Origin of the sequence: Pseudomonas putida (assembly GCF_003228315.1) — a bacterium.
GTDB classification, from domain to species: Bacteria; Pseudomonadota; Gammaproteobacteria; order Pseudomonadales; family Pseudomonadaceae; genus Aquipseudomonas; species Aquipseudomonas putida_S.
Map to the genome: position 1 here is coordinate 2773893 of NZ_CP029693.1, position 22838 is coordinate 2796730.

The 22838-nt window shown below is 60.3% G+C and carries 21 protein-coding genes; 9 read left to right on the forward strand and 12 right to left on the reverse strand.

All coding sequences use genetic code 11. From position 1 onward, the window contains the following. The first annotated feature begins 2 nt into the window (after positions 1–2). Together DKY63_RS12800 and DKY63_RS12805 are read left to right on the forward strand one after the other, a co-directional pair. Positions 3–560 carry a peptidylprolyl isomerase gene (locus DKY63_RS12800; protein WP_110964429.1) on the forward strand — a complete coding sequence of 186 codons (558 nt, stop codon included), beginning with the start codon at positions 3–5 and terminating at the stop codon, positions 558–560. A 93-nt stretch (positions 561–653) separates the two neighbouring features. Next, positions 654–2486 carry an ABC transporter ATP-binding protein gene (locus DKY63_RS12805; RefSeq protein ID WP_110964430.1) on the forward strand — a complete coding sequence of 611 codons (1833 nt, stop codon included), beginning with the start codon at positions 654–656 and terminating at the stop codon, positions 2484–2486. A 129-nt stretch (positions 2487–2615) separates the two neighbouring features. Here the strand turns inward: DKY63_RS12805 and DKY63_RS12810 are convergent, their stop codons facing one another. After that, the gene (locus tag DKY63_RS12810; protein ID WP_110964431.1) at positions 2616–3740 is read right to left on the reverse strand and encodes a GNAT family N-acetyltransferase; all 1125 of its coding nucleotides are present in this window, start codon (positions 3738–3740) and stop codon (positions 2616–2618) included. A 284-nt stretch (positions 3741–4024) separates the two neighbouring features. On the opposite strand from DKY63_RS12810, the gene DKY63_RS12815 reads away from it, so the two are divergent. Further along, positions 4025–5347 carry a putative porin gene (locus DKY63_RS12815; protein ID WP_110964432.1) on the forward strand — a complete coding sequence of 441 codons (1323 nt, stop codon included), beginning with the start codon at positions 4025–4027 and terminating at the stop codon, positions 5345–5347. Positions 5348–5491: 144 nt separating this feature from the next. On the opposite strand, the gene DKY63_RS12820 is transcribed toward DKY63_RS12815, so the two are convergent. The 9 genes from DKY63_RS12820 to DKY63_RS12860 form a co-directional block, all read right to left on the reverse strand. Further along, positions 5492–6532 carry an AI-2E family transporter gene (locus tag DKY63_RS12820; RefSeq protein ID WP_110964433.1) on the reverse strand — a complete coding sequence of 347 codons (1041 nt, stop codon included), beginning with the start codon at positions 6530–6532 and terminating at the stop codon, positions 5492–5494. 82 nt (positions 6533–6614) lie between these two features. After that, the gene (locus tag DKY63_RS12825; RefSeq protein WP_110964434.1) at positions 6615–7421 is read right to left on the reverse strand and encodes a DUF4892 domain-containing protein; all 807 of its coding nucleotides are present in this window, start codon (positions 7419–7421) and stop codon (positions 6615–6617) included. A gap of 169 nt (positions 7422–7590) precedes the next feature. Next, entirely contained in the window at positions 7591–8445 is an 855-nt protein-coding gene (locus DKY63_RS12830; RefSeq protein WP_110964435.1) for an alpha/beta hydrolase, read from the reverse strand. Continuing rightward, positions 8442–9245 carry an alpha/beta fold hydrolase gene (locus DKY63_RS12835; protein WP_110964436.1) on the reverse strand — a complete coding sequence of 268 codons (804 nt, stop codon included), beginning with the start codon at positions 9243–9245 and terminating at the stop codon, positions 8442–8444. Before DKY63_RS12835 ends, DKY63_RS12830 begins: the two co-directional genes overlap by 4 nt. Positions 9246–9397: 152 nt before the next feature. Continuing rightward, positions 9398–9841 (reverse strand): hotdog fold thioesterase, encoded by a 444-nt coding sequence (locus DKY63_RS12840; RefSeq protein WP_110964437.1) that lies wholly within the window; start codon positions 9839–9841, stop codon positions 9398–9400. A 32-nt stretch (positions 9842–9873) separates the two neighbouring features. Further along, a complete protein-coding gene (locus DKY63_RS12845) occupies positions 9874–11529 on the reverse strand; it encodes an AMP-binding protein (protein WP_110964438.1) in 1656 nt (551 codons plus the stop codon). Positions 11530–11707: 178 nt separating this feature from the next. Beyond that, positions 11708–12163 carry a phosphohistidine phosphatase SixA gene (sixA, locus tag DKY63_RS12850; protein ID WP_110964439.1) on the reverse strand — a complete coding sequence of 152 codons (456 nt, stop codon included), beginning with the start codon at positions 12161–12163 and terminating at the stop codon, positions 11708–11710. After that, a complete protein-coding gene (locus DKY63_RS12855) occupies positions 12160–12507 on the reverse strand; it encodes a DUF4389 domain-containing protein (RefSeq protein ID WP_110964440.1) in 348 nt (115 codons plus the stop codon). The genes sixA and DKY63_RS12855 overlap by 4 nt, the downstream gene beginning before the upstream one ends. Before the next feature lie 30 nt (positions 12508–12537). Further along, the gene (locus DKY63_RS12860; RefSeq protein ID WP_110964441.1) at positions 12538–13563 is read right to left on the reverse strand and encodes an NAD(P)H-dependent glycerol-3-phosphate dehydrogenase; all 1026 of its coding nucleotides are present in this window, start codon (positions 13561–13563) and stop codon (positions 12538–12540) included. A 195-nt stretch (positions 13564–13758) separates the two neighbouring features. Between DKY63_RS12860 and DKY63_RS12865 the strand changes: the two genes are divergently transcribed. The 6 genes from DKY63_RS12865 (at position 13759) to DKY63_RS12895 (ending at position 21291) form a co-directional block, all read left to right on the forward strand. Next, on the forward strand, positions 13759–15882 hold the full coding sequence (locus DKY63_RS12865) for a TonB-dependent receptor plug domain-containing protein (protein WP_110964442.1): 2124 nt from the start codon (positions 13759–13761) through the stop codon (positions 15880–15882). Continuing rightward, positions 15883–16815, forward strand: a complete 933-nt coding sequence (locus tag DKY63_RS12870; protein ID WP_110964443.1) for an ABC transporter substrate-binding protein — start codon at positions 15883–15885, stop codon at positions 16813–16815. It abuts the gene before it with no gap. Next, complete coding sequence (locus DKY63_RS12875) at positions 16812–18713, forward strand: ATP-binding protein (RefSeq protein WP_110964444.1); 1902 nt, start codon at positions 16812–16814, stop codon at positions 18711–18713. Before DKY63_RS12870 ends, DKY63_RS12875 begins: the two co-directional genes overlap by 4 nt. Before the next feature lie 247 nt (positions 18714–18960). Further along, positions 18961–19476 carry a 3-hydroxyacyl-[acyl-carrier-protein] dehydratase FabA gene (gene fabA, locus DKY63_RS12880; RefSeq protein WP_003227150.1) on the forward strand — a complete coding sequence of 172 codons (516 nt, stop codon included), beginning with the start codon at positions 18961–18963 and terminating at the stop codon, positions 19474–19476. Between the two features lie 11 nt (positions 19477–19487). Then, positions 19488–20708: a beta-ketoacyl-ACP synthase I gene (gene fabB / locus DKY63_RS12885; protein ID WP_110964445.1), complete on the forward strand. Its 1221-nt coding sequence runs from the start codon at positions 19488–19490 to the stop codon at positions 20706–20708. A 394-nt stretch (positions 20709–21102) separates the two neighbouring features. Beyond that, positions 21103–21291 carry a hypothetical protein gene (locus tag DKY63_RS12895; RefSeq protein ID WP_110964446.1) on the forward strand — a complete coding sequence of 63 codons (189 nt, stop codon included), beginning with the start codon at positions 21103–21105 and terminating at the stop codon, positions 21289–21291. A gap of 83 nt (positions 21292–21374) precedes the next feature. Here DKY63_RS12895 and DKY63_RS12900 read toward each other — a convergent pair whose 3' ends face one another. Both DKY63_RS12900 and mazG read right to left on the reverse strand, forming a co-directional pair. Next, positions 21375–21917 (reverse strand): DUF2058 domain-containing protein, encoded by a 543-nt coding sequence (locus tag DKY63_RS12900; RefSeq protein ID WP_110964447.1) that lies wholly within the window; start codon positions 21915–21917, stop codon positions 21375–21377. A gap of 28 nt (positions 21918–21945) precedes the next feature. Continuing rightward, positions 21946–22779 carry a nucleoside triphosphate pyrophosphohydrolase gene (gene mazG / locus DKY63_RS12905; protein ID WP_110964448.1) on the reverse strand — a complete coding sequence of 278 codons (834 nt, stop codon included), beginning with the start codon at positions 22777–22779 and terminating at the stop codon, positions 21946–21948. Positions 22780–22838 lie beyond the last annotated feature (59 nt).

A 22838-nucleotide genomic window follows, 5' to 3' on the forward strand; every position in this document is an offset into this window, starting at 1 on the left:
CCATGCTGAAAAAAATCGCCCTCGCCGCTGGCTCCGTTCTGTTTGCCGCCAACCTGATGGCGGCAACGCCTGCCAAGGCGCCGCATGTATTGCTGGAAACCACCAACGGCCAGATCGAAATCGAACTGGACCCGGTCAAGGCCCCGATCAGTACCAAGAACTTCCTTGATTACGTAGACAGCGGCTTCTACAACAACACGATTTTCCACCGCGTGATTCCGGGCTTCATGGTCCAGGGCGGCGGTTTCACCCAGACCATGCAGCAGAAAGACACCAAGGCGCCGATCAAGAACGAGCACAGCAATGGCCTGGTCAACGTGCGTGGCACCTTGTCGATGGCCCGTACCTCGGTGCCGGATTCGGCCACCAGCCAGTTCTTCATCAACGTCAAGGACAACGACTTCCTCGACCAGGGTGACGGCTATGCGGTGTTCGGCAAAGTGGTCAAAGGCATGGACGTGGTAGACATCATCGTCAATTCGCCAACCACCGTGCGCAATGGCATGAAGGACGTGCCGGCTGACCCTGTATTCATCAAGTCCGCCAAGCGCATCGACTGAAACTAAGCTGGACATGGATGTCCGAGCCGTTGCCGGTTTTTCCGGCAACGCTCAACCCGTCAAAAGGAGTGCCCGCTCGCGGGTGGAAAAACGATGCTTTATCGCCGTTTTGAAAAACTGATCGATATCTTTCGCGACGCCCCGACAGCCGCGCCGCCAAATCGGGTCTGGCCCTTCTATACCTATTACCTCAAGCAGGTCTGGCCCAGCTTCGCCGCCCTGCTGGTGGTCGGCCTGTTCGCCGCCCTGGTCGAAGTGGCACTGTTCAGTTACCTGAGCCGCATCATCGACCTCGCCCAAGGCACGCCCAACGCCGACTTTTTCAAGGAACACGGCCTCGAACTGGCCTGGATGGTGGTGGTTGCACTCATCTTGCGTCCGGTGTTCGTCGGCCTGCATGACCTGCTGGTGCACCAGACCCTCAGCCCCAGCATGACCAGCATGATCCTCTGGCAAAACCACAGTTACGTGCTCAAACAGAGCCTGAACTTCTTCCAGAACGACTTCGCCGGGCGCATCGCCCAGCGCATCATGCAAACCGGCAACTCCCTGCGCGACTCGGCTGTACAGGCCGTCGATGCCCTGTGGCATGTGCTGATCTACGCCATCAGTTCGCTGGTGCTGTTCGCCGAAGCCGACTGGCGCCTGATGATTCCGCTACTGACTTGGATCGGCGCCTTCATCGCTTCGCTCTACTACTTCGTGCCACGGGTCAAGGACCGTTCGGTGAGGTCTTCCGATGCGCGCTCCAAACTCATGGGGCGGATCGTCGACGGCTACACCAACATCACCACGTTGAAGCTGTTTGCCCACACCAACTACGAACAGCAGTACGCCCGCGAAGCCATCAAGGAACAAACCGAAAAGGCCCAGATGGCCGGTCGTGTGGTCACCAGCATGGACGTGGTCATCACCAGCCTCAACGGCCTGCTGATCGTCTGCACCACCGGCCTGGCGCTATGGTTGTGGACGCAGTCGCTGATCAGCGTGGGGGCGATTGCCCTGGCCACCGGGCTGGTGATTCGCATCGTCAACATGTCCGGCTGGATCATGTGGGTAGTCACCGGCATCTTCGAAAACATCGGCATGGTGCAGGACGGCCTGCAGACCATCTCACAACCGGTCAGCGTCACCGACCGTGACCAGGCCAAGCCGCTGGCCGTGGGCCGTGGCGAAGTGCGTTTCGAACATGTGGACTTCCACTACGGCAAGCACAGCGGGGTCATCGGCGACCTTAACCTGACCATCAAGCCCGGTGAGAAAATCGGCCTGATCGGCCCGTCCGGCGCCGGCAAATCGACCCTGGTGAACCTGCTGCTACGGCTGTATGACGTGGAAAGCGGACGCATCCTCATCGATGGTCAGAACATCGCCGACGTCAGCCAGGAAAGCCTGCGCGAACGCATCGGTATGATCACCCAGGACACGTCCCTGCTGCATCGTTCGATCCGCGACAACCTGCTTTACGGCAAGCCCGACGCCACCGAAGGCGAACTCTGGGAGGCCGTGTACAAGGCCCGGGCCGACGGTTTCATTCCGACCCTGTCGGACGCCGAAGGCCGTATTGGCTTTGATGCCCATGTCGGCGAGCGCGGGGTGAAGCTATCCGGTGGTCAGCGCCAGCGGATCGCCATTGCCCGAGTGCTGCTCAAGGACGCGCCGATCCTGATCATGGACGAAGCCACCTCGGCACTGGATTCGGAAGTCGAGGCGGCGATTCAGGAAAGCCTGGAAACCTTGATGCAGGGCAAGACCGTGATCGCCATCGCCCACCGGCTTTCGACCATCGCCCGGATGGACCGGCTGGTGGTGCTGGAGAATGGCAGGATTGCGGAAACCGGCAGCCATGCTGAACTGCTGGCGCTGGGCGGGTTGTATGCGCGGTTGTGGGCGCATCAGACGGGTGGGTTTGTCGGGATCGACTGAATTTGAGATCCCCGCCACTGTAGGAGCGAGCCTGCTCGCGATGGACGTCAACGATGACGCGGGATGTCTGACACCCCGTGGCGTTCTCGAGTTCATCGCGAGCAGGCTCGCTCCTACAGAGACCAGCATTCACTCCTGGCGATAAGGCAAAGCCGTCCTCGCTTCCTCCGCATACGCCATCACCCCTACCCGCTCCTGCTGAAGGAAGTCTTTGACCGCCGCCTTCAACCCCGGATGCCGCAGGTAATGCCAGGAATGGGTGATCACCGGTTCAAAGCCGCGAATCAACTTGTGCTCACCCTGGGCTCCGGCGTCGAAGCGCTGGTAGCCATTGACAATCGCGTAGTCCATGCCCTGATAGAAGCAGGTTTCAAAGTGCAGGCGATCAAACTCCGCCAGGCATCCCCAGTAACGACCGTAGAAACTGTCCTTCCCCACCAGACTGAACGCCATCGCCACCGGACGTGAGCCTTGTTTGGCCAGCACCACGCGAATCGATTGCGGCATGCGTTCGGCCAGCAGGCTGAAAAATTCCCGCGTCAGGTAAGGCCTCTGCCGGCGTACCGCGTAGGTATTGGCATAGCAGGCATAGACAAAATCCCACTGCGCCTGGGTCAGTTGCCGCCCTTCCAGCCATTCGAACTCAAAGCCCTGCCCCGCCACTTGCTCGCGTTCCTTGCGCATCTGTTTGCGCTTGCGCGAGCTCAAGGCATCTAGGAAATCCTGGAAGTCCCGATAGTCGCGGTTCTGCCAGTGGTACTGGCAGCCGATACGTTGCAGCCAGCCTGGCTGCTCGGCCAAGGCGGCATCGGTGAAAGGGTCGGTGAAATTGATGTGAGCACTGGAGAGTTGTTCGATCTCCAGATAACCCGGCAGGCTTTTGAGCAACTCGAAACCGTCCTCGACACGGGCAGCCAGCAATCGCGGGCCACTGACCGGACTGAACGGCACGGCGGAAAGAAACTTGGGGTAGTAATCGATCCCGGCGCGCTCGCAGGCGTCGGCCCAGGCGTGGTCGAACACGTACTCGCCGTAGGAATGCCATTTGCGATAACCCGGCAAGGCGGCAATCAATCGATCGCCTTCGACATGCAGTAAATGCTCGGCTTGCCAGCCGGAATGAGGACCCACACTGCCACTGTCCTCCAACGCACTCAGGAAGGCGTGACTGAGAAACGGCTGGTCCTCGGGCACCAGGGCGTCCCAGGTTTCGGCGGTCACTTCGGACAGACTTTGCAGGCATTGCAACGGCATCACCGTCCTCACTCGTTCAGGGTATGAAAGCCTCGCGAGTATCGCTTATCGCCCTCCAATGCACACCCGAAAACCGATGACAACGCTCTAGCTCAATAGTTCGGAAAGACTTCATATCGTCACCGACATGCCATCACATTGCCACCGCTCTGTAATAAACCATCGCGATACTGGCGCCTGTTTTTAGAGCGCCGGGTTATAGCCCGGTCACTGTTTTCCGTCCATCAATGGTCGGTTGTGCCCTGGATGGCTCAAGCCATCCACTCTCATCTTCGGAGATTGATATGCGTCTTGCTTCCACGAAAACTGCGGCGGCCCTGTGTGGTGGCCTGCTGTTGGCCATGAGTGTTCCGGCCACTGCCGCAGTCGACGCCAAACTGCTCGACATGCTCAAGGCTAACGGCTCGATTACCAACGCCCAGTACACCGAACTGCAAGCCGAACTGGCCCGCGATCAGAAAGACCAACAAATCGCCCGTCAGGCTCAGCAAGAGACCAACGAGCAAATCGCAGCAACTGCGAAGAAAACCAATGAGCTGAGCACTTTCGACCAGAAGCTCGCCTGGGCTGCCAAGACCCAATTCAAGGGCGACGTGCGTTTCCGTCAGGAAACCGTGCAAAACGACGGCGTACCGAACAACAAGGACCAGAACCGTCAGCGCGTTCGTGCCCGCCTGGGTGCCTACACCGAGATCAACCCGCAGGTTGATACCGGTATCCGTATCGCCACCGGCAACAACGATGACCCGCGTTCCACCAACCAGAGCCTGGACAACTACTTCGACAAGAAGCAGATCTGGCTGGACCAGGGTTACGTCGACTACCACCCCGACGCCATCAAGAACCTGCACATCGTTGGCGGCAAGATGCCACAGCAATGGGTGAGCATGGGCGACATCATCTGGGATAGCGACATCAGCCCCGAAGGTCTGTCGCTCTCGTACAAGTACCCGCTGAGCGGCAACACCGAACTGTTCGGTAGCGCCGGTCACTACACCCTCAAGGACAACGTCGATGGCGAGGGCGTGCAGTTCAAACACGACCTGCGTCTGTACGCCGGCCAGCTGGGCGCGCGCTTTGCCATCACCGACAACCTGAAAATGACCCTGGGCGGCAGCGTCTACGGTTACGACAACGATGACAACATCACTCCGGTTGCCGGCGTGATCCCAGGCCAGCTGGCGATCAACGGCAACAGCCCGAACGAGCAGTTCAAGCTGTACGAAGGCTTCGGTCAGCTGGACATCGGTGGCCTGGCAGTACCGCTCTCGCTGTACGGTCAGTACGTCAATAACAAGGACGCCAGCAACGACCAGGACACTGGTTGGTTGACTGGTGTGAAGACCAAAGTCTACGGCTTCGCCATCGACTACAACTACCGCGACGTGCAGCGTAACTCGGTGGTGGGTGCCTTCACCGACTCCGACTTCGCCAACGGCTTCACCGGTTCGCGCGGCAGCAAGCTGAAAGTGAGCTACGAGCTGGACAAGAACTTCGCCCTGGGTGCCACCTACTTCATGGCAACCTCGGACCAGACCAACGCCAACATCAACAAGAAAGATTCGGACATCAACACCCTGCAACTGGATGCCGAAGCCAAGTTCTGATTCACAGCTTCACGAGTCGGGCAAGGAAGCCCGGATCGCCTTTACAGCCTGGCGTTGGTCTGACGGTCCCCATCATCCGTCCGGCAGATCAACGCGAGCTGTTTTCCCGCCCTCCCGCGCCACTTCCTCGAATCAGCACAGGTCTCAGACCCGCGCCTGACTCTTGCTCCAGTCGGTCAGCAGACTGTACGCCACCGCCAGCAATGTCGGCCCGATGAACAGGCCGATGAAACCAAACGCCAGCAACCCGCCAAACACCCCAAGCAGCACGATCACCAAGGGCAGATTCCCGCCGCGACTGATCAGGTAAGGCTTGAGCACGTTGTCCACGCCGCTGATGATGAAAGTGCCCCAGATACCGAGGAACGCCGCCATCGTGTAGTCACCTTTCCAGGCCAGCCAGGCCGTGGCCGGAATCCACACCAGCGGCGGTCCCATGGGAATCAGGCTGAGCAGGAAGGTTACGATGCCCAGTACAAGGGCCCCCGGAACCCCGGCAATCAGGAAGCCGATCAGCGCCAGAATCGCCTGGGCCGCAGCGGTACCGATTACCCCGTTGACCACCCGTTGCACGGTGCCCGCAACCAGCTCGATGTAGTAGCCGGCGCGATCGCCGATCAGGCGCTCCAGCAGGCTATGGACGAAAGCCGCCAGTCGCGGCCCGTCGCGATAGAAAAAGAACACGAAAACGATGCTCAGGGTCAGCTCGAGTACGCCACCGCCGATCTGTGCGCTGCGCGCCAGCAGCCAGTTACCGACCTGCCCGAGATAGGGTTTGAGCGACACCATCATGGCCGCGCCCTGCTGGTCGATGCTGTTCCAGATCTCCATCAGACGCTTGCCCACCAACGGAATGCTGCCCAGCCAGGCGGGCGCTTCCGGCAGGCCATCGACCTGCACATCCTTGATGAACGCCGTGGCATCACGCACATGATCGGCCAGGTTGAACCCCAGCCAGACCAGGGGCGCCGCCACCAGTACCATCCAGCCCACGGTCAACACCGCGGCCGCCAGGGATTCGCGGCCATTGAACCAGCGGGTCAGCAGGCGCATCAGCGGCCAACTGGCAAAGGCCAGCACCGCGCCCCAGAACAGCGCCGACCAGAACGGCGCCATCACCCAGACGCTCGCCCCGAACAGCACCAAAAGCAGGATCTGCACCAGCATCCGATCGTTATTGATCATCCATTGTCCTGAAAAAAGGAAGGGAAAAGTCCGTCCGAAAAAGAATAGGCGAACGCGCGGAACGCGTTCGCCTTTCGGAGGGTTATCGCAGTAGCTGGAAGTGCAGGCCAGAGCCTTCGGCGCTGCCGGTTTCCATGCGTGCCGCACGCACGCCCTGCCCGATCAGGGCCTGGCGCCAGTCTTCGGCCTTCGGTCCTGAAAGACTGACCCGTAAAGTTGCGTCGAGGTTCAGGCCACGGGAAATCAGGCGCACCCAGGTTTCATCCGATGCGTCGGTCAGTGTGGGGAAGTCCAGTTCGCCGGTGCTCTTGAGTTCGCGCAGCAAGGTCGCGGACGTTGGTCGCAAATCGCCCAGCGGGGCCGCCGCCTCGAACTGTTCGACATGCACGTAGGCTTTGCGATTGCCACGGGTGATGCTGTAAAGCGCCACCAGCGTGTTGTCCTTCGGTGCCGCCAGACGCAACAGCAGGTATGCCTGTTCGTTGTCGGAACCGTAGAGCTTGGCATTGCCGAACACCTCGTTGGCCCACAGGCTGCTTTCGCCGCAATCCCGGGCCTGACACCAGAACAGCAACTGGGCGTCCTGCTTCTGCAAGGCTTCGCGGGCGGCGGTGAAAGCGTCGATGGCGGAATGTTCCGGTGGCAATTCGTAGGTCACTGAGGTGGTATTGCCACGGGCGCTGACCTGGCTGTCGAAGCGTAGTTGGCCGCTGATCTTGCGGATCGAGCCAAGAGGATAAATCCGCTCCAGTTCCACGGCCGGGCGATAGTCGACGATCTGCGCATCGACCATGCGTGGCACGATCGGCAGATCCTGACTGCCTGGAACATCAGCGGCAAACAACAAGGGACTGAAACTGAACAGCGCCAGCAGGCTGAGAGATCGCATCGGCAGACTCATTGGGTCAGCATGGCGTTATCGAAACTGAAGGCTCGCCCCCTGGGTTCCTGGGGCACGATTGAGATCTTGCGATCATTGGGGGTCGTGGCGGTGTATAGATCCATCATGGTGGTCTCCCGTTTCAAGCCGCCCAGCCTCGACAGTTGCCCGGCGCAAGTCAAGGAATGGCAAAGAACCGATTGAAACAGTCTGCGACAAGATCGGCGCCGTGCTCGTCATTCAGATGCAAATGATGGCCGCCTGGCAGCTGCTCACGGCTAAAGGGTAGACGCTCCAGCAGTTCAGGATGTTTGGCGAGCATGCCGCCGCCGGCCACTACCAACTTTGCCGGGCAAGCGATGCGCTGGACGAAGGCCATGGCCTGCTCGGTGGTGAGGCGCAGGGGCGATGGCAGCGTCAGGCGGCTGTCGGTTCGCCAGGTGTATCCACCGGGTGCCGGCATCAGGCCACGTTGCGCCAGCAGTTCGGCGGCTTCGCGGCTGACGGCCACCAGCCCTTTCATTCTGGCCTCGACAGCCCGTTCGAGGGTGCTGTAGACCGGCTTGCGTTTTTCCCGCAGGTCCAGTTGCGCCTGCAGGGCCATGCCCATGCGTTCGGCAGCGTTTTCACCTTTGTCGGTAGGCGGGATGACGCCGTCGATCAATGCCAGATGAGTGACACGCTCAGGGAACGACCCGGCAATGATCACGGAGGCAATCGCTCCCATGGAGTGCCCCAACAGCGCAAATCGCTTGAGGCCCAGTTGTTCGGCGACTTGCAGGACATCGTGGGCGTAATCCCACATGGCGTAGCCGGCACCTATCGGGCGATGCCCGGAGTGACCGTGACCGGCCATGTCCAGGGCAATGATGCGCAGGCCTTTGAGCTTCGGCGCCAGCCGGGCGAAGCTGTTGGCGTTGTCGAGCCAGCCATGCAGGGCAATGACCGGCAAACCGTCTTCCGGGCCGAACAGGTGTGCCGCCAACTCGATATGCGGCAGGCTCAGGCGAACTTCTTCGACAACGTGGTTCATGCGCAATCCTGTTGGCGACCGTCCCAGCGGCTGAACAGTTTTTTCAGCATCGCGGCCGTGTCCTGGGGACGTTCGAGGGGGAACATATGGCCACCGGGCATGGACAGGGATTCGCCCTGGGGCATGCGCCCGACCGAGCTGGCGTGATGACGCATCACCACCCGGCTCTTGTGCCCGCGCACCACCGCCAGTGGCACCTGCAATTGCCGGGTGCGGCCAGGGCTGGTGTGAGGGACACCACGGTAGATGCTGATTTCCGTGGCCGGATCGAAGCGCAGGCGCAGCTTGTCGCCGACTTGCTGCAAGCCGTGCTGCAGGTAGGCATCGAAGCAGTCCGGATCGAAACCACGAAACAGGGTCTTGCCGGCGAAATAGCGCCGGGCGCTTTCAAGATCGGCGAACTCTTCACGCCTTCCCAGTGTGCGGCCAGCCGGGGTCAGCCTATCGATGAAACCGAAACGCTTGGCGGCACGGATAACCCATTGATCCGCGCGGGTCAGTACCGGTGAATCGAGCATGACCACCCCGCGGTACAGCTCGGGGCAGCGCAAGGCCGCATGCAGGTGCAAAACACCACCGAAAGAATGACCGACACCCCACACGGGCGCGGATTGCTGGCGCAGATGATGGATCAGCTCATCCACCAGGTTGTACCAGTTGTCGTCCGCCGGAAAACGCGGGTCATGGGCATGTTGCTCCAGATGCGTCACCTGATACTCGGGCGCCAGCGCCGCGAACAATTTGCCATAGGTGCCCGAAGGGAATCCGTTGGCGTGGGCGAAAAATATCTGTTGCGACATAACCGGCAAATCCATGAGCGAGAACAGGGCGTTGATTGTCCGTAAGACCGCGTACAGCAGCAATGACCGTAACTGACAGGAATGATGACAGTCCGGTCACACGAATACAGATCCTGTGGGAGCGAGCCTGCTCGCTCCTACAGGGTGTTGTATCAACGTCCGGGTGGATTCTCACCCAGCGGCACCACCGCCATGGTCAGGCGCGAAACGCAACTGGCCTTGCCCTCATCGCTGGTCAGGCGAATGTCCCAGACGTGGGTGGTGCGGCCGATGTGAATGGGCTTGGCCACAGCCGTCACCCGTCCACTGCGCAAACCGCGCAAATGGTTGGCGTTGATTTCCAGGCCCACGCAGTAAAACTTGCTGGAGTCGATGCACAGGAAGCTGGCCATGGAACCGACGCTCTCGGCCAGCACCACCGAGGCGCCGCCATGCAACAGGCCATAAGGCTGGTGGGTGCGATGGTCGATGACCATGCTCGCGGTCAGGGATTCGTCATCGAAGGCTTCGAAGCGAATATCCAGCACCTCGCCGATGGTGTTTTTCTGGATTGCGTTCAACTTTTCGATGTCGGGAGTGGTGCGCCACAGAGTCATCGCTGATTTTCCTTGTTGGTTTTGTTCGTGAATCAATCCTGCCACAGCACCGCTTCGCCGCGCTCGCTCCATTCCTCGAAGCGCGATCCGTAGGCGGCTTCGATCACGTTGCGCTTGATCTTCAGCGTGGGTGTCAGAAAGCCGTTCTCCACGGCCCAACTGTCCTTGACCACCACCAGCTGACGCAAACGCTCATGCTTGTCCAAGGCGTTGTTGACCTCTTCCAGCAGTTTTTCCAGGCTCGAATGCAACCCGGCCCGCGCCTCCTGTTGCCCTACCGCCGATAGCACGCACAAGCCCAATGGTGCACTCAGGCCGTCCCCCACCACGCACACCTGTTCGATGCGCGAATGAACCGCCAGGCGGTTCTCGATGGGTGCCGGTGCCACATATTTGCCTTTGCTGGTCTTGAAGATTTCCTTCAGGCGTCCGGTCAGGCGCAGGTTGCCTTCAGCGTCCTGCTCGCCCTTGTCGCCGGTACGCAAGAAGCCGTCTTCGGTGAGGGTATCAGCGGTTTTCTGCGGTTCCTTGTAATAGCCGAGCATGGTCGCGTGGCTACGCACCTGTACCTCGCCCGCATCGTCGATTCGCACTTCGACCTCAGGGCACGGCTTGCCGATCCATCCTTCCTTGTACTGGCCCGGCAGGCAGATGTGCGAGTAACCACAGCTTTCGGTCATGCCATAGACCTCCAGTACGTCGAGCCCGAGTTTCTGATACCAGCGCAACAAGGTCAGCGGCACCGGTGCCGCACCGGACAAGGCCACACGCAAGGCATCCAGCCCCAGACCGGCCAACACTTTGTGACCGACTCGCTTGCCGATGATCGGCAGACCGAGCAGGAAGTCGAGGCGTTTTGCCGGGATCTTGCTGTACACACCCATCTGGAACTTGGTCCAGATACGCGGCACGCCAAACAGTGCCGTCGGCCGCGCGCGACGCAAGTCGGTGAGGAAGGTGTCGAGGCTTTCGGCAAAGAACACAGTCTGTCCGGTATAGATAGCCGCCAGTTCGACGAACATGCGCTCGGCAACGTGGCACAGCGGCAGGTAGGACAGCAACCGATCCGACTCATTCAGGCCAAACAATTGTGTGCCGCGAGAGGTGGCGAATCCCAGGTTACCGAAGCTGTGCATTACGCCCTTGGGCATGCCGGTGGTACCGGAGGTGTAGATGATGGTCGCCAGTTGATCGGCGCCGGGCCGGGGGTCGTCCTGAATGGGCGAGCTGCGTTGCAGATCGTCCCAGCTGAAATCGAATTCACCCGGCGGATGCAGGGGCAGGCTGATGGTCACAAGGTCAGGGTTGACCCCACGGGACATGCCGGGCCAGTCATCGAGTTTGCCGACAAAGGCCAGCGCCGCTTCCGAATGCTCCAGCACCTGGGCCACGGACTCGGCCGTCAGGTTCGGATACAGCGGCACCGAGACATGCCCCGCCATCCAGATCGCCAGGTCGGCGATGATCCAGTGCGCGCAGTTTTTTGAAATCAGGGCGATATGACTGCCTTGGGGCAATTCGCGGGACCGCAACCAGTGCGCCGCACAGCGGGCCTGATGACCGACATCGGCCCAAGTCAGGGTCTCGACCTGGCCGCCACCGATGGGCTGGACCATGAAGCGCTGACGGGGATGGCGGGCTTCACGCTCGTAGAACACGTCCAGCGGCAAACGAAAAGCAGCAGACATGCGACTCGCTCCTTTGTTTTTGTTGTGGAGCAAGCGTAGCCAACCAAGCAAGTGCTTGGTTGATAATTTCATACAATTTTTTAAACGACGCTATCCCTGTAGGAGCAAGGCTTGCCCGCGATGGCATCCTCAAGATTGCCATCGCGAGCAAGCCTTGCTCCTACAAAAGCACATGCATTTATGGGTGCTTGATGCTGTTGAGCTTCATCGATCCGATCAGCAGTTCCTCGCCCTTCAATTCGGCAAGGCCGGCGGTGCTGACTTTTTCCGGTGGATGCCCGGCGCCATGCTGCAGGTAGCTCAGCAGGTTGCCCACCAGCGGGTTGTGGCTGACCAGCAGGACATTGCTGACCGACACCAGTTGCTCGGCCACCTTGTCCGGATCGGTTTCCGGGGTCAGCCAATCGACGGTGCGGATCTCCGGCTCGAAACCCAGGGCATCACGCACCAGTTGCGCGGTCTGCTGCGCACGCAAATAAGGGCTGGAATAGATCGCGGTGACAGGCTGCCCGATCAACCGGGCAGCACTGCGCAGCACTTCTTCACGACCATGGTCGGTCAACGCCCGCTGCGAATCGTGGGGCTGAGCCCCGTGTGGTTCGGCTTCACCATGACGCAATACCCAGAGTTTCATAGCTTGGGTTCCTCATCTCGGGCCGGATGTGGGGCTGGCGCCACGACGTGCGGCGCTTCACCTTCCGGCGTACGCGGCGCTGGCCAATCGGCGAACGGCCAAGGCTTCTGGTCGCTGTGAAAACTGCCGAACCGGCCGATCTGCGCCAGAAACTGGCTCAGACTGTCGCCGAAATTCATCAGGCTGGCGCTTGGGGCGCCATAGATCAAACGATAGATCAACTGCACCAGTACAACGGCGCCCAGGATGAACTGCGCTACTTGCCAGACCAGCACAAAAACGATCATCCACAGCACCCGCAACAGAATGGACTCGTATTTGGCTTCCAGTTTTTGATCGCTCATGTCTTGCTCCGTACCTGTAAATTGGAGGGCTCAGTTGAAACCGCTGGTGGAAATGAAGTCGACATCGGTTTTTGGCTCGCCGCGCATCAGTAACCCGATCACCTGCTCAAGCGTGCGCCCTTCGAACAGAATCGCGTGCAATCCGGCGACCAGCGGCATGTAGACCCCCACTTCCTGAGCCTTGGCCTTGAGCACCTTGAGGGTATTCACGCCTTCGGCGACTTCGCCCAGGCGGTTCACTGCCTCTTCCAGGCTCAAGCCCTGGCCGAGGGCAAATCCGACCTGGTAATTGCGGCTTTTGGGCGACGAACAGGTGACGATCAAATCGCCCACGCCCGCCAGCCCCAGGAACGTCATCGGGTTGGCGCCCTGATTCACCGCAAAGCGGGTCATCTCCGCCAGCGCCCGTGTGATCAGCATGCTCTTGGTGTTTTCGCCCATGTTCAGCGCCACGGCCATCCCGGCGATGATCGCGTAGCAGTTCTTCAATGCGCCGCCCAGTTCGACGCCAAAACGGTCGGCGCTGGCGTACACGCGGAACGTACGACCATGCAACACGGCTTGCACCTGCTCGCAGAGCGCTTCGTCTTCGCTGGCGACCACGGTGGCCGTCAGCGCGTGTTCGGCGATTTCACGGGCCAGGTTCGGCCCGGACAACACGCCGATGCGCGCCTGCGGGGCGATCTCTTCGAGGATCTGGCTCATGAGTTTGAAGGTGTGGGCCTCAATGCCCTTGGTCAGGCTCACCAGCATTTTGCCGCGCAGCCGCTCGGCGTGCGGCGCCAGCACCGAGCGCAGCGCGCTGGAGGGCAGCGCGACGAAATTCAGGTCGCAGGCTTCGAGGGTGGCTTGCAGGTCTGTCACCGGGGTCACACCCGGCAGAACCTTGATGCCTTTGAGATAACGCGGGTTCTCGCGATTGACCCGAATGGCTTCCGCCTGTTCCGGATCACGCATCCATTGCAGGACCTGATGTCCGTTTTCGGCCAGCAGGTTAGCCACGGCGGTACCAAAACTTCCGCCTCCCAGAACCGCAATCGGGCGCTGTTCAGTCATATGCAATCCGTTAATCCATACCAGTGGCGATGTCGGCATTATACGGAGCGCCAAGGTGGCGGCCAGCCCTCGAATAAATTACTGCTGCAGAACCGATTAAGTTCAAGAAAAGCGGGGAAAGTGCCGACATCGTGACTGGAAATATGACCCGGCTCGGTTAACATGCGCGCCAACTATCAATGACAAGGACGTGTTGTGTCGCAGGACTCACCCTCACCCCGCTCGCCCCTGGTACTGGCGCTGATTCTCAGCACGCCCGTACTGGGCGACGATTTGTTTCTCGACAGCGATCCGTTGCCGCAAGTGCTGACGGCCACACGCTTGAAACAGTCGCCAGCGGCGGTGCCGGGAAGCATGACGGTGATCGACAACAGCCTGATCACCGCCAGCGGTGCCCGCGACATCAGCGAAGTGCTACGGCTGGTGCCGGGCATGATGGTCGGCAACCTCAGCGGCAATCAGGCGACGGTGAACTATCACGGAACCAATGCCACCCAGGCGCGACGCATGCAGGTACTGATCGATGGCCGTTCGGTCTATCGCCCGGGCCTTGCCACCGTGGACTGGAGCGACATTCCGGTGGCCATGGAGGATATCGAGCGGATCGAAGTTTTCCGTGGCCCGAACACCGTCAGCTATGGCGCCAATGCGTTGATGGCAGTGGTCAACATCATCACGCGCAACCCGGCGGACAGCCACGGTACGCGGATCAAGGTCACCCGTGGCCAGCGCGGCATCGATGACTTCTATGCCAGCCAGGGTGTGGGCTGGGATGACGGCGACCTGCGTTTGTCCCTTTCCGGCCAGCAGGACGATGGTTTCGATAGCGACCGCAATGGTTCCGATTACCGCGACAGTCGCCGCTTGAACCGCTTCAATCTGGCCGTCAGTCAGGCACTTGATGAACGGCAAAGCATCGATTGGCAATTGAACGCCAAGGAAGGCAGCAACCAGCGTCCCTATACCTACCGTCCGGTGTTCTCCGGGATTACCAGCTCCGGGAACAATTCCGACGTCACCGCCAAGGACTACGCCGGTTCGCTGCGCTGGAACCTCGACATTGATCCCGATCACAGTCTGTACATTCAGGGTTCGGCCCAGCATTGGGATCGTCAGCAGACCTGGCGCGCCTGCGATGCTGAGCTATCGTTCAGCCCGCAACTGACGCAGCTCTGGCAGCTCAACCCGAACTACACCGAACGCCTGGCCCGCAGCATCGAGAGTTTCATCGCTCCCGGTGCACCCGCAGGCGATCCGTCACAACAGGCATTGGCCAACCAGGTCCTCGACCAATGGCGCAACGGCGCCAGCCAGACGGTTTGCGGCAACATCGACCAAAGCACCCGGGAATCACGCTACGACCTCGAATTGCAGGACACCCTGAGCCTGTCCGACAGCCTGCGGCTGGTCAGTGGCTTGAACTACCGATACGACCGCGCGGACTCCGAAACCTACTTCAATGGCACCCTCGACGACACCACCTGGCGAGCGTTCGGCCAGCTCGAATGGCGCGCCAGCGAACACTGGCTGCTGCAGGGCGGAGCCATGTTCGAAGACACCCGATTGATCGGCAGTTCGCTGACCCCGCGCGTGGCGGTCAACTACCTGATCAACCCGCGCCACGGTTTGCGTGCGGTGTACTCCGAAGCCATCCGTTCGCCGGACATGTTCGAGAACAGCGTCAACTGGAGTTACCGGGTTACCAACCTCAAACCTGCGGCCTATGGCCAGTCCAGTGCCCGCTATTTCGTCAGTACCCGCGGCCCCGGCGATCTCGATCAGGAACACATGCGCTCCCGGGAGCTGGGTTACAACGGCTACTTCGCCGACTTTGGGCTGGCGGTCGACGTGAAGCTGTTCCACGACGAAATCACCGGGATGATCAGCGAACCGCTGCGCAACAACCAGTTCATCGCGAGCAATGCCAACACCGCACGCTTTTCCGGCGCCGAGACGCAGCTCGACTGGCGAATCGACCAGGATGATCGCCTGCGCCTGACCTACGCCTATGTCGATGCTGACGCGAGCAATCCCCAGGACGCCCAACAGACCGCGCGTAACAGTGGCTCCGCTGGCTGGCTGCGCGATTGGGGCCACGGCTGGAACAGCGCACTCTTCTACTATGGCGACGATGCCCTCAACGGCTATCGCTTCGAACGCGTCGACACGCGCATCGCCAAACGCATCGGCCTGGGCAAGTCCAGCCTGGAGCTGGCCGGCGTGCTCCAGCAACGCCTCGACCATCAGCCCACCACCTTCGTCGACAACAATTACGACGAACGCCGGGTCATTTATTTCAGCGCGGAGCTGGCGTTTTAAATGGCCCATTGTCCGGCGCGCAAGAGGCCAGGTGTCCTGCACCTGCTGGCCGTGCTGTGCCTGGCAATCGGCAGCTGGCTGAGCAGCCTTTCGGCCAGTGCCGCGGACATCCTGCTGACCGGCGTCGAAGACAGCCCCGGCGTGCAAGCCTTCGTGCAGGCCCTGCGTGAACGGCGCCCCGGCGATCACGTGCGTTTCCAGCCGCTGGCCGACGTGCCGACGCCGGCAGCACTGGCGCCCGACATTCGCTTGATTCTCCTCGACCTGCCGAGCCTCGACTGGCGCCTGCAAGATGAGCAAGGCCCGGCGACGCTGGTTTTGCGCATCAGCCGTCTGCAAGCCCGACAACGCCTGGGTGAAACACATCCCCCGCATCTCAGCCTGCTATGGAGCGATCCGCCGCTTGAGCGCCAGTTGCAACTGACCCGGACGCTCCTGCCCCAGGCCAAACGGATCGGCGTGCTGTATGACGATCACAGCGAGTTCCTGCTGGCGGAGCTGCGCCGGGCCGCTCATCCCCTGGGCCTCGAGGTAGTGACTCAGCGCTGGGACAACACCCACGACAGCCGCCCCTTGCAAACCTTGCTCAATCGCAGCGATGTGCTGCTGGGCCTGGATGACCCCGACCTGTACAACCCGAAAACGGCTAAAAACCTGCTGCTGAGCAGCTATTCGCGACAGTTGGCGCTGATCGGCCCCAACGCAGGGTTCGTCAGGGCCGGCAGTCTGGCCAGCACCTACAGCGATCAGAGCGACTGGCTGGCCATTCTCGATGATCTGCTCGACCAGTCACCCGCGACCTGGCCGCGCACGTACTATCCGCCGCGTTTCAAGGTTTCAAGTAACTCGCAGGTGGCTCGTTCATTAGGTATTGAACAGATAAACGAAACATCTGTCGCAACACTGTTGGCTGAAAGAGAGCGCCGCCCATGACTTTCCGTCGCCGCTGGGACATCAATACCCGGACCCAGCTCATCAGCCTCGGCCCCGCCCTGTTGCTGACACTGCTGTTGATCAGCTTCTTTACCTTCGTACGGATCCAGGACCTGCGCCAGGAGCTCAATCACACCGGCCAGCTGATCGCCAACCAACTGGCCCCGGCGACCGAATACGGGGTGATTTCCGGCAATAACGAAGTACTGGAAACCTTGCTCAAGGCGACGCTGGCCACGCCCAACGTGCGTTTTCTGGAAGTCCAGGACAACGCCAACCGGATCCTGGTGTATGTCGAACAACCCTCGGTCAGCCACAATCGCCCGCATCAGGTCGAAGTGTTCCAGGCGCCGGTGCGTTTGCAACGCATCGCGCTGCACAATGATTTTTTCCAGGACAGCAGCGCCGCCAGCTCCGCACCCGCCGAGGACTATCTGGGCCGGGTCATCGTTGGCCTATCCAGCGATGCGTTCAGCCAGCGCCAGCAGGAGATCCTGCTCAAGGCCGGGATTCTGGCGCTCTTCGCCCTGCTGTTCACCTTCGTGCTCGCACGACGCCTGGCCGGGAGCCTGTCGCAACCGATCCGCGACATCGGCAACGCGGTCAAGGCGATTTCGGACGGCGACTATAAAACCCCATTGCCGATTGTCGACGACACTGAACTGGGCGCCCTGTCGCAGCACATCAATAACCTGGCCAGTGGCCTCGAACAGGCCAGTCGTGAACAGCAGCAGGCCATGGCGCAGCTGATCCAGACCCGCGAAGAGGCGGAAAAGGCCAACAACGCCAAATCCGATTTCCTCGCCATGATGAGCCACGAACTGCGCACACCAATGAATGGTGTGCTGGGCATGCTGCAGTTGCTGGAAACCACCGAGATGACCCCGGAACAGGTCGAGTACGCGGCGCTGGCGTCGGAGTCCACCGAACATCTGCTCAAGGTCATCAACGATATTCTGGATTTCTCGCGCATCGAGCGTTCGGAACTGGAGCTGGAACACATTCCGTTCAACCTCGCCGACCTGATCGGTGCCTGCGCCCAATCCTTCCATCACAGTGCCGCGCAACGCAGGCTTGATCTGCAATTGCTGATTCCGCAGGACATGAAGGGCTTGCAGGTTCAGGGCGATCCGACGCGGATCCGGCAGATTCTGGTGAACCTGATCGGCAACGCGCTGAAGTTCACCGAGCAAGGACGCGTCTCCATCGAGACGCAGTGGCAATCACTGGATCATGAATTGTTGTGGTTCACCTGCAGCGTGCGCGACAGCGGGATTGGCATTGCGCCCGAGAGTCTGGAATTGATGTTCAATGCGTTTCAGCAGGCGGATAGTTCTATTTCAAGACGTTACGGCGGCACCGGCCTTGGCCTGCCCATTGCCCGCACCCTGGCCGAACGCATGGGCGGCACCCTGCGGGCGCAGAGCGAAGAAGGCCGTGGCTCGGTGTTCACCCTGGAAATTCCACTGGCGCTCTATCAACAGCCGTTGCCGTCACTGGCACCCCGCACGCCGACGGGCAATGGCGACGGCGAAGGCCGCAATGTGTTGTTGGTCGAAGACAACCCGGTGAACCAGACAGTCATCGAAGCCATGCTGCGCAGCCTCGGGTTTACCGTCAGCGTCGCCGCCGATGGCGCCCAGGCCGTGTTGAGTGCCGAAAGCCTGATGTTCGAGGCAATTCTGATGGACTGCCGGCTGCCCATCGTCGATGGTTACGAAGCCACCCGACAGATTCGCCGCCTGCCCGGTTGCAACCACTTGCCGATCATCGCCCTGACCGCCAATGCCTTGCAGGGTGACCGCGAAGCCTGTCTGTCGGCGGGGATGAACGATTATCTGGCCAAGCCCTTCAAACGTACTGACCTGCAGCAAATTTTGCAGCGCTGGGTGCAGTAGTACAGGCCTTTCACGCATCTGCGACTGGCGTGAAAGGCGAAAGTGCGGCAGTCTTAGGCACCCGTACAGGCCCGAAAAGGGGCTTGAATAAAAATTTCAGTGCACAAGTGTACATTCATGTCCTTGGTGCTGTGACTTTCACTACAACGCAATAGTCTATGAGTAGGCTGCCGGTTCGAGGCATGAACGCTTCGATCGGCCGGGAAGATTTGCCCCACCTGCCGCATGGGACTATTGAGGAGCTCGCATGACCAAACAAAACGCCTTTACCCGGGAAGACCTGCTGCGCTGCAGTCGCGGTGAGCTGTTCGGCCCAGGTAACGCGCAACTGCCCGCCCCGAACATGCTGATGGTTGATCGCATCACCCTGATCAGCGAAGAAGGCGGCAAGTACGGCAAAGGTGAATTGGTCGCCGAGCTGGATATCAATCCGGACCTGTGGTTCTTCGCCTGCCACTTCGAAGGCGATCCGGTGATGCCGGGCTGCCTGGGCCTCGACGCCATGTGGCAACTGGTCGGCTTCTTCCTCGGCTGGCAAGGCCTGCCAGGCCGCGGTCGCGCCCTGGGCTCGGGCGAAGTGAAGTTCTTCGGCCAGGTCCTGCCGACCGCCAAGAAGGTCACCTACAACATCCATATCAAACGCGTCCTGAAGGGCAAGCTGAACCTGGCCATTGCCGATGGTTCGGTCACTGTCGACGGTCGCGAAATCTACACCGCCGAAGGCCTCCGTGTCGGCGTATTCACCTCCACTGACAACTTCTAAGGGTTATTCGCATGCGCCGCGTCGTTATCACTGGTCTGGGCATTGTTTCGTGCCTGGGCAATGACAAAGAGACCGTCTCCGCTAACCTGCGTGCAAGCCGCCCTGGCATCCGGTTCAACCCGGAATATGCCGAAATGGGTCTGCGTAGCCAGGTTTCCGGCTCCATTGACCTCAACCTTGAAGAACTGATCGATCGCAAGATCTATCGCTTCGTCGGCCACGCGGCGGCTTACGCCTACCTGGCCATGAAAGACGCTATCACCGACTCCGGCCTGACCGAAGAGCAGGTTTCCAACCCGCGTACCGGCCTGATCGCCGGTTCCGGTGGCGCCTCCACCCTGAACCAGATGGAAGCGCTGGACATCCTGCGCGAGAAAGGCGTCAAGCGCGTCGGCCCATACCGCGTAACGCGGACCATGAGCAGCACCGTTTCCGCCTGCCTGGCCACTCCGTTCAAGATCAAGGGCCTGAACTACTCCATCGCTTCTGCTTGCGCCACCAGTGCTCACTGCATCGGTACCGCCATGGAACAGATCCAGATGGGCAAGCAGGACATCGTGTTCGCCGGCGGCGGTGAAGAAGAGCACTGGAGCCAGTCGTTCCTGTTCGACGCCATGGGCGCCCTGTCCAGCAAGCGCAACGACAGTCCGCAGCAAGCCTCCCGTGCCTACGACGCCGACCGTGACGGTTTCGTCATCGCCGGTGGTGGCGGTATGGTCGTGGTTGAAGAGCTGGAACACGCTCTGGCCCGTGGCGCGAAGATCTACGCGGAAATCGTTGGCTACGGCGCGACTTCCGACGGCTACGACATGGTTGCCCCGAGTGGTGAAGGCGCGATCCGCTGCATGCAGCAGGCGCTGTCCACCGTCGACACCCCGATCGACTACCTGAACACCCACGGCACTTCGACCCCGGTCGGCGACGTCGCGGAAATGAAAGGTGTGCGTGAAGTGTTCGGCGACAAGGCGCCGGCCATCAGCTCCACCAAGAGCCTGTCGGGTCACTCCCTGGGCGCCGCCGGCGTTCACGAAGCGATCTACTGCATGCTGATGATGGAAGGCAACTTCATTGCCGGCTCCGCCAACATCGACGAGCTGGACCCTGAAGTGGCTGACCTGCCTGTTCTGACCAAGACCCAGGAAAACGCCAAGATCGACACCGTGATGAGCAACAGCTTCGGCTTCGGTGGCACCAACGCCACCCTGGTACTGAAGCGCTGGCAGGGCAAGTAATACCCCGCCATTACGCCGCACATGAAAACGCCCCGACTGGTTCGGGGCGTTTTTTTTCGTTCTTTAAAAATGCAAAACCCTGTAGGAGCGAGCCTGCTCGCGAAAGCGGTGTGACAGTCGATGAAGATTTTGAATGTAATGACGTCTTCGCGAGCAGGCTCGCTCCTACAGGGTCGGCGTTTTGCTCAAAGAACTTCGATGGAAACATGAAGCTTTTGTCATGGAACTCAACGCCCTGCGACGCAATGTCGCGGATTACGCGGGCTGCGGGATTCTGTCCGATTCGGTAACAAACCCTTTCCAATCTCGATCATTTACTTAGCAGGCTAACAAAATCTATAACAGAGTCCTGCACACGCCTTGCTGCAGATATCAGAAAGATTGGAGCTAGCAGATGACTGTAAAAGTGACTGAACGCGACGATTCACGTAAATCCCATGAGGGTGTAGCCGCCGGTATCCGGATCTGGGATGTGTACCAACAGGACCTGCTGGTCGGGATGTTCCATTCCGAGAAAGACGCGCAAAACTACAAGGCCGAACTGGAAACGCTGGAGCAACTACGGGAACGCCGCTCCGCCTGAGCCCTCCACCTACGCAATGGCAGCATTGAAAACGATAAACCCCGCCATGAGCGGGGTTTGTCGTTGTTGCGTGCCTGCGTGGTTTACCACATCAGATCATCCGGGATCTGGTAGGCCGCGTACGGATCGTCCTCGACAGCCACTTCTTCGGTCTTGACGTTCATCTGCACGATGCGCTGTGGGTCGCGCTCCTGAATCTTCAGGGCCGCTTCGCGCGGGATGACTTCGTAGCCGCCGGCGTGATGCACGATGGCCAGAAAACCGTTGCTGAGCTTGTTGCGCATCAGCGCGTTCACCGAAATGCGCTTGACCTTCTTGTCGTCGACGAAGTTGTAGTAGTCCTCGGTCGTCAGCTTCGGCAGGCGCGTGGCTTCGATCAACTGCTTGATCTGCGCAACGCGGGCCTTGGCCTCGGCCTTTTCCTGCTGCTGGCGGTTGAGCTCCTGGTCGCGCTTGACCTTTTCGGCCTGGGCCTCCTGGGCTGCGCGCTGCTGGGAGTCATCCAGTTCGATCTGGCCTTTGTGGGCCAGGCGTTGTTGTTTCTGCTTTTCTTTGCTGACCTGCTTGGCCTGCTTCTGGTTGACCAGCCCTGCTTTGAGCAACTGGTCGCGAAGGGAAATGCTCATGGTGCTTATTACTCACTTAGGCTACTGCTCAACCGCAGCTGGGCACATTCTTTTCCTGGCGTTTGGCTTCGCCCCATAAGGCGTCCAATTCTTCGAGGGTGCAATCTTCCATGGGACGGTGGGTGTCGCGCAATGCCTGTTCGATAAAACGGAAGCGTCGCTCGAACTTGCCGTTGGCGCCACGCAGCGCGGTTTCCGGGTCGACCTTGAGGTGCCGCGCCAGATTGACCACCGAAAACAGCAGGTCGCCAATCTCGTCGGCCACCGCTTCAGGATCTTTTTCCGACATGGCTTCGAGGACTTCATCGAGCTCTTCACGGACCTTGTCTAGCACCGGCAAGGCATCAGGCCAGTCGAAACCGACCTGCCCTGCCCGCTTCTGCAACTTGGCCGAACGGGACAACGCCGGCAATGCGGCAGGAACGTCATCGAGCAGAGACAGCTGCTGCGGTGCATCGGATTTCTCGGCACGCTCTTCGGCCTTGATCTCCTCCCAACGCTGCTTGACCTGTTCCTCACTCAGACGCGGGACATCCAGCGGCGCGTACAGATCGCCGGTGGGGAATACGTGGGGATGACGACGGATCAGCTTGCGGGTAATGCTGTCGACCACGCCGGCGAATTCGAAACGCCCTTCTTCTCGGGCCAACTGGCTGTAATACACCACCTGGAACAACAGATCGCCCAGCTCACCTTGCAAGTGATCGAAGTCCCCGCGCTCGATGGCGTCGGCGACTTCGTAGGCTTCCTCAAGGGTATGCGGGACGATAGTGGCGTAGGTTTGCTTGATGTCCCACGGGCAACCGTATTGCGGGTCGCGCAGGCGGTTCATCAGGTGCAGCAGCTCTTCAAGTGAATACATTTATCGAACTCTGCAAGAACCTGTGGGAGCGAGCTTGCTCGCGATTGCGGGCTGACAGG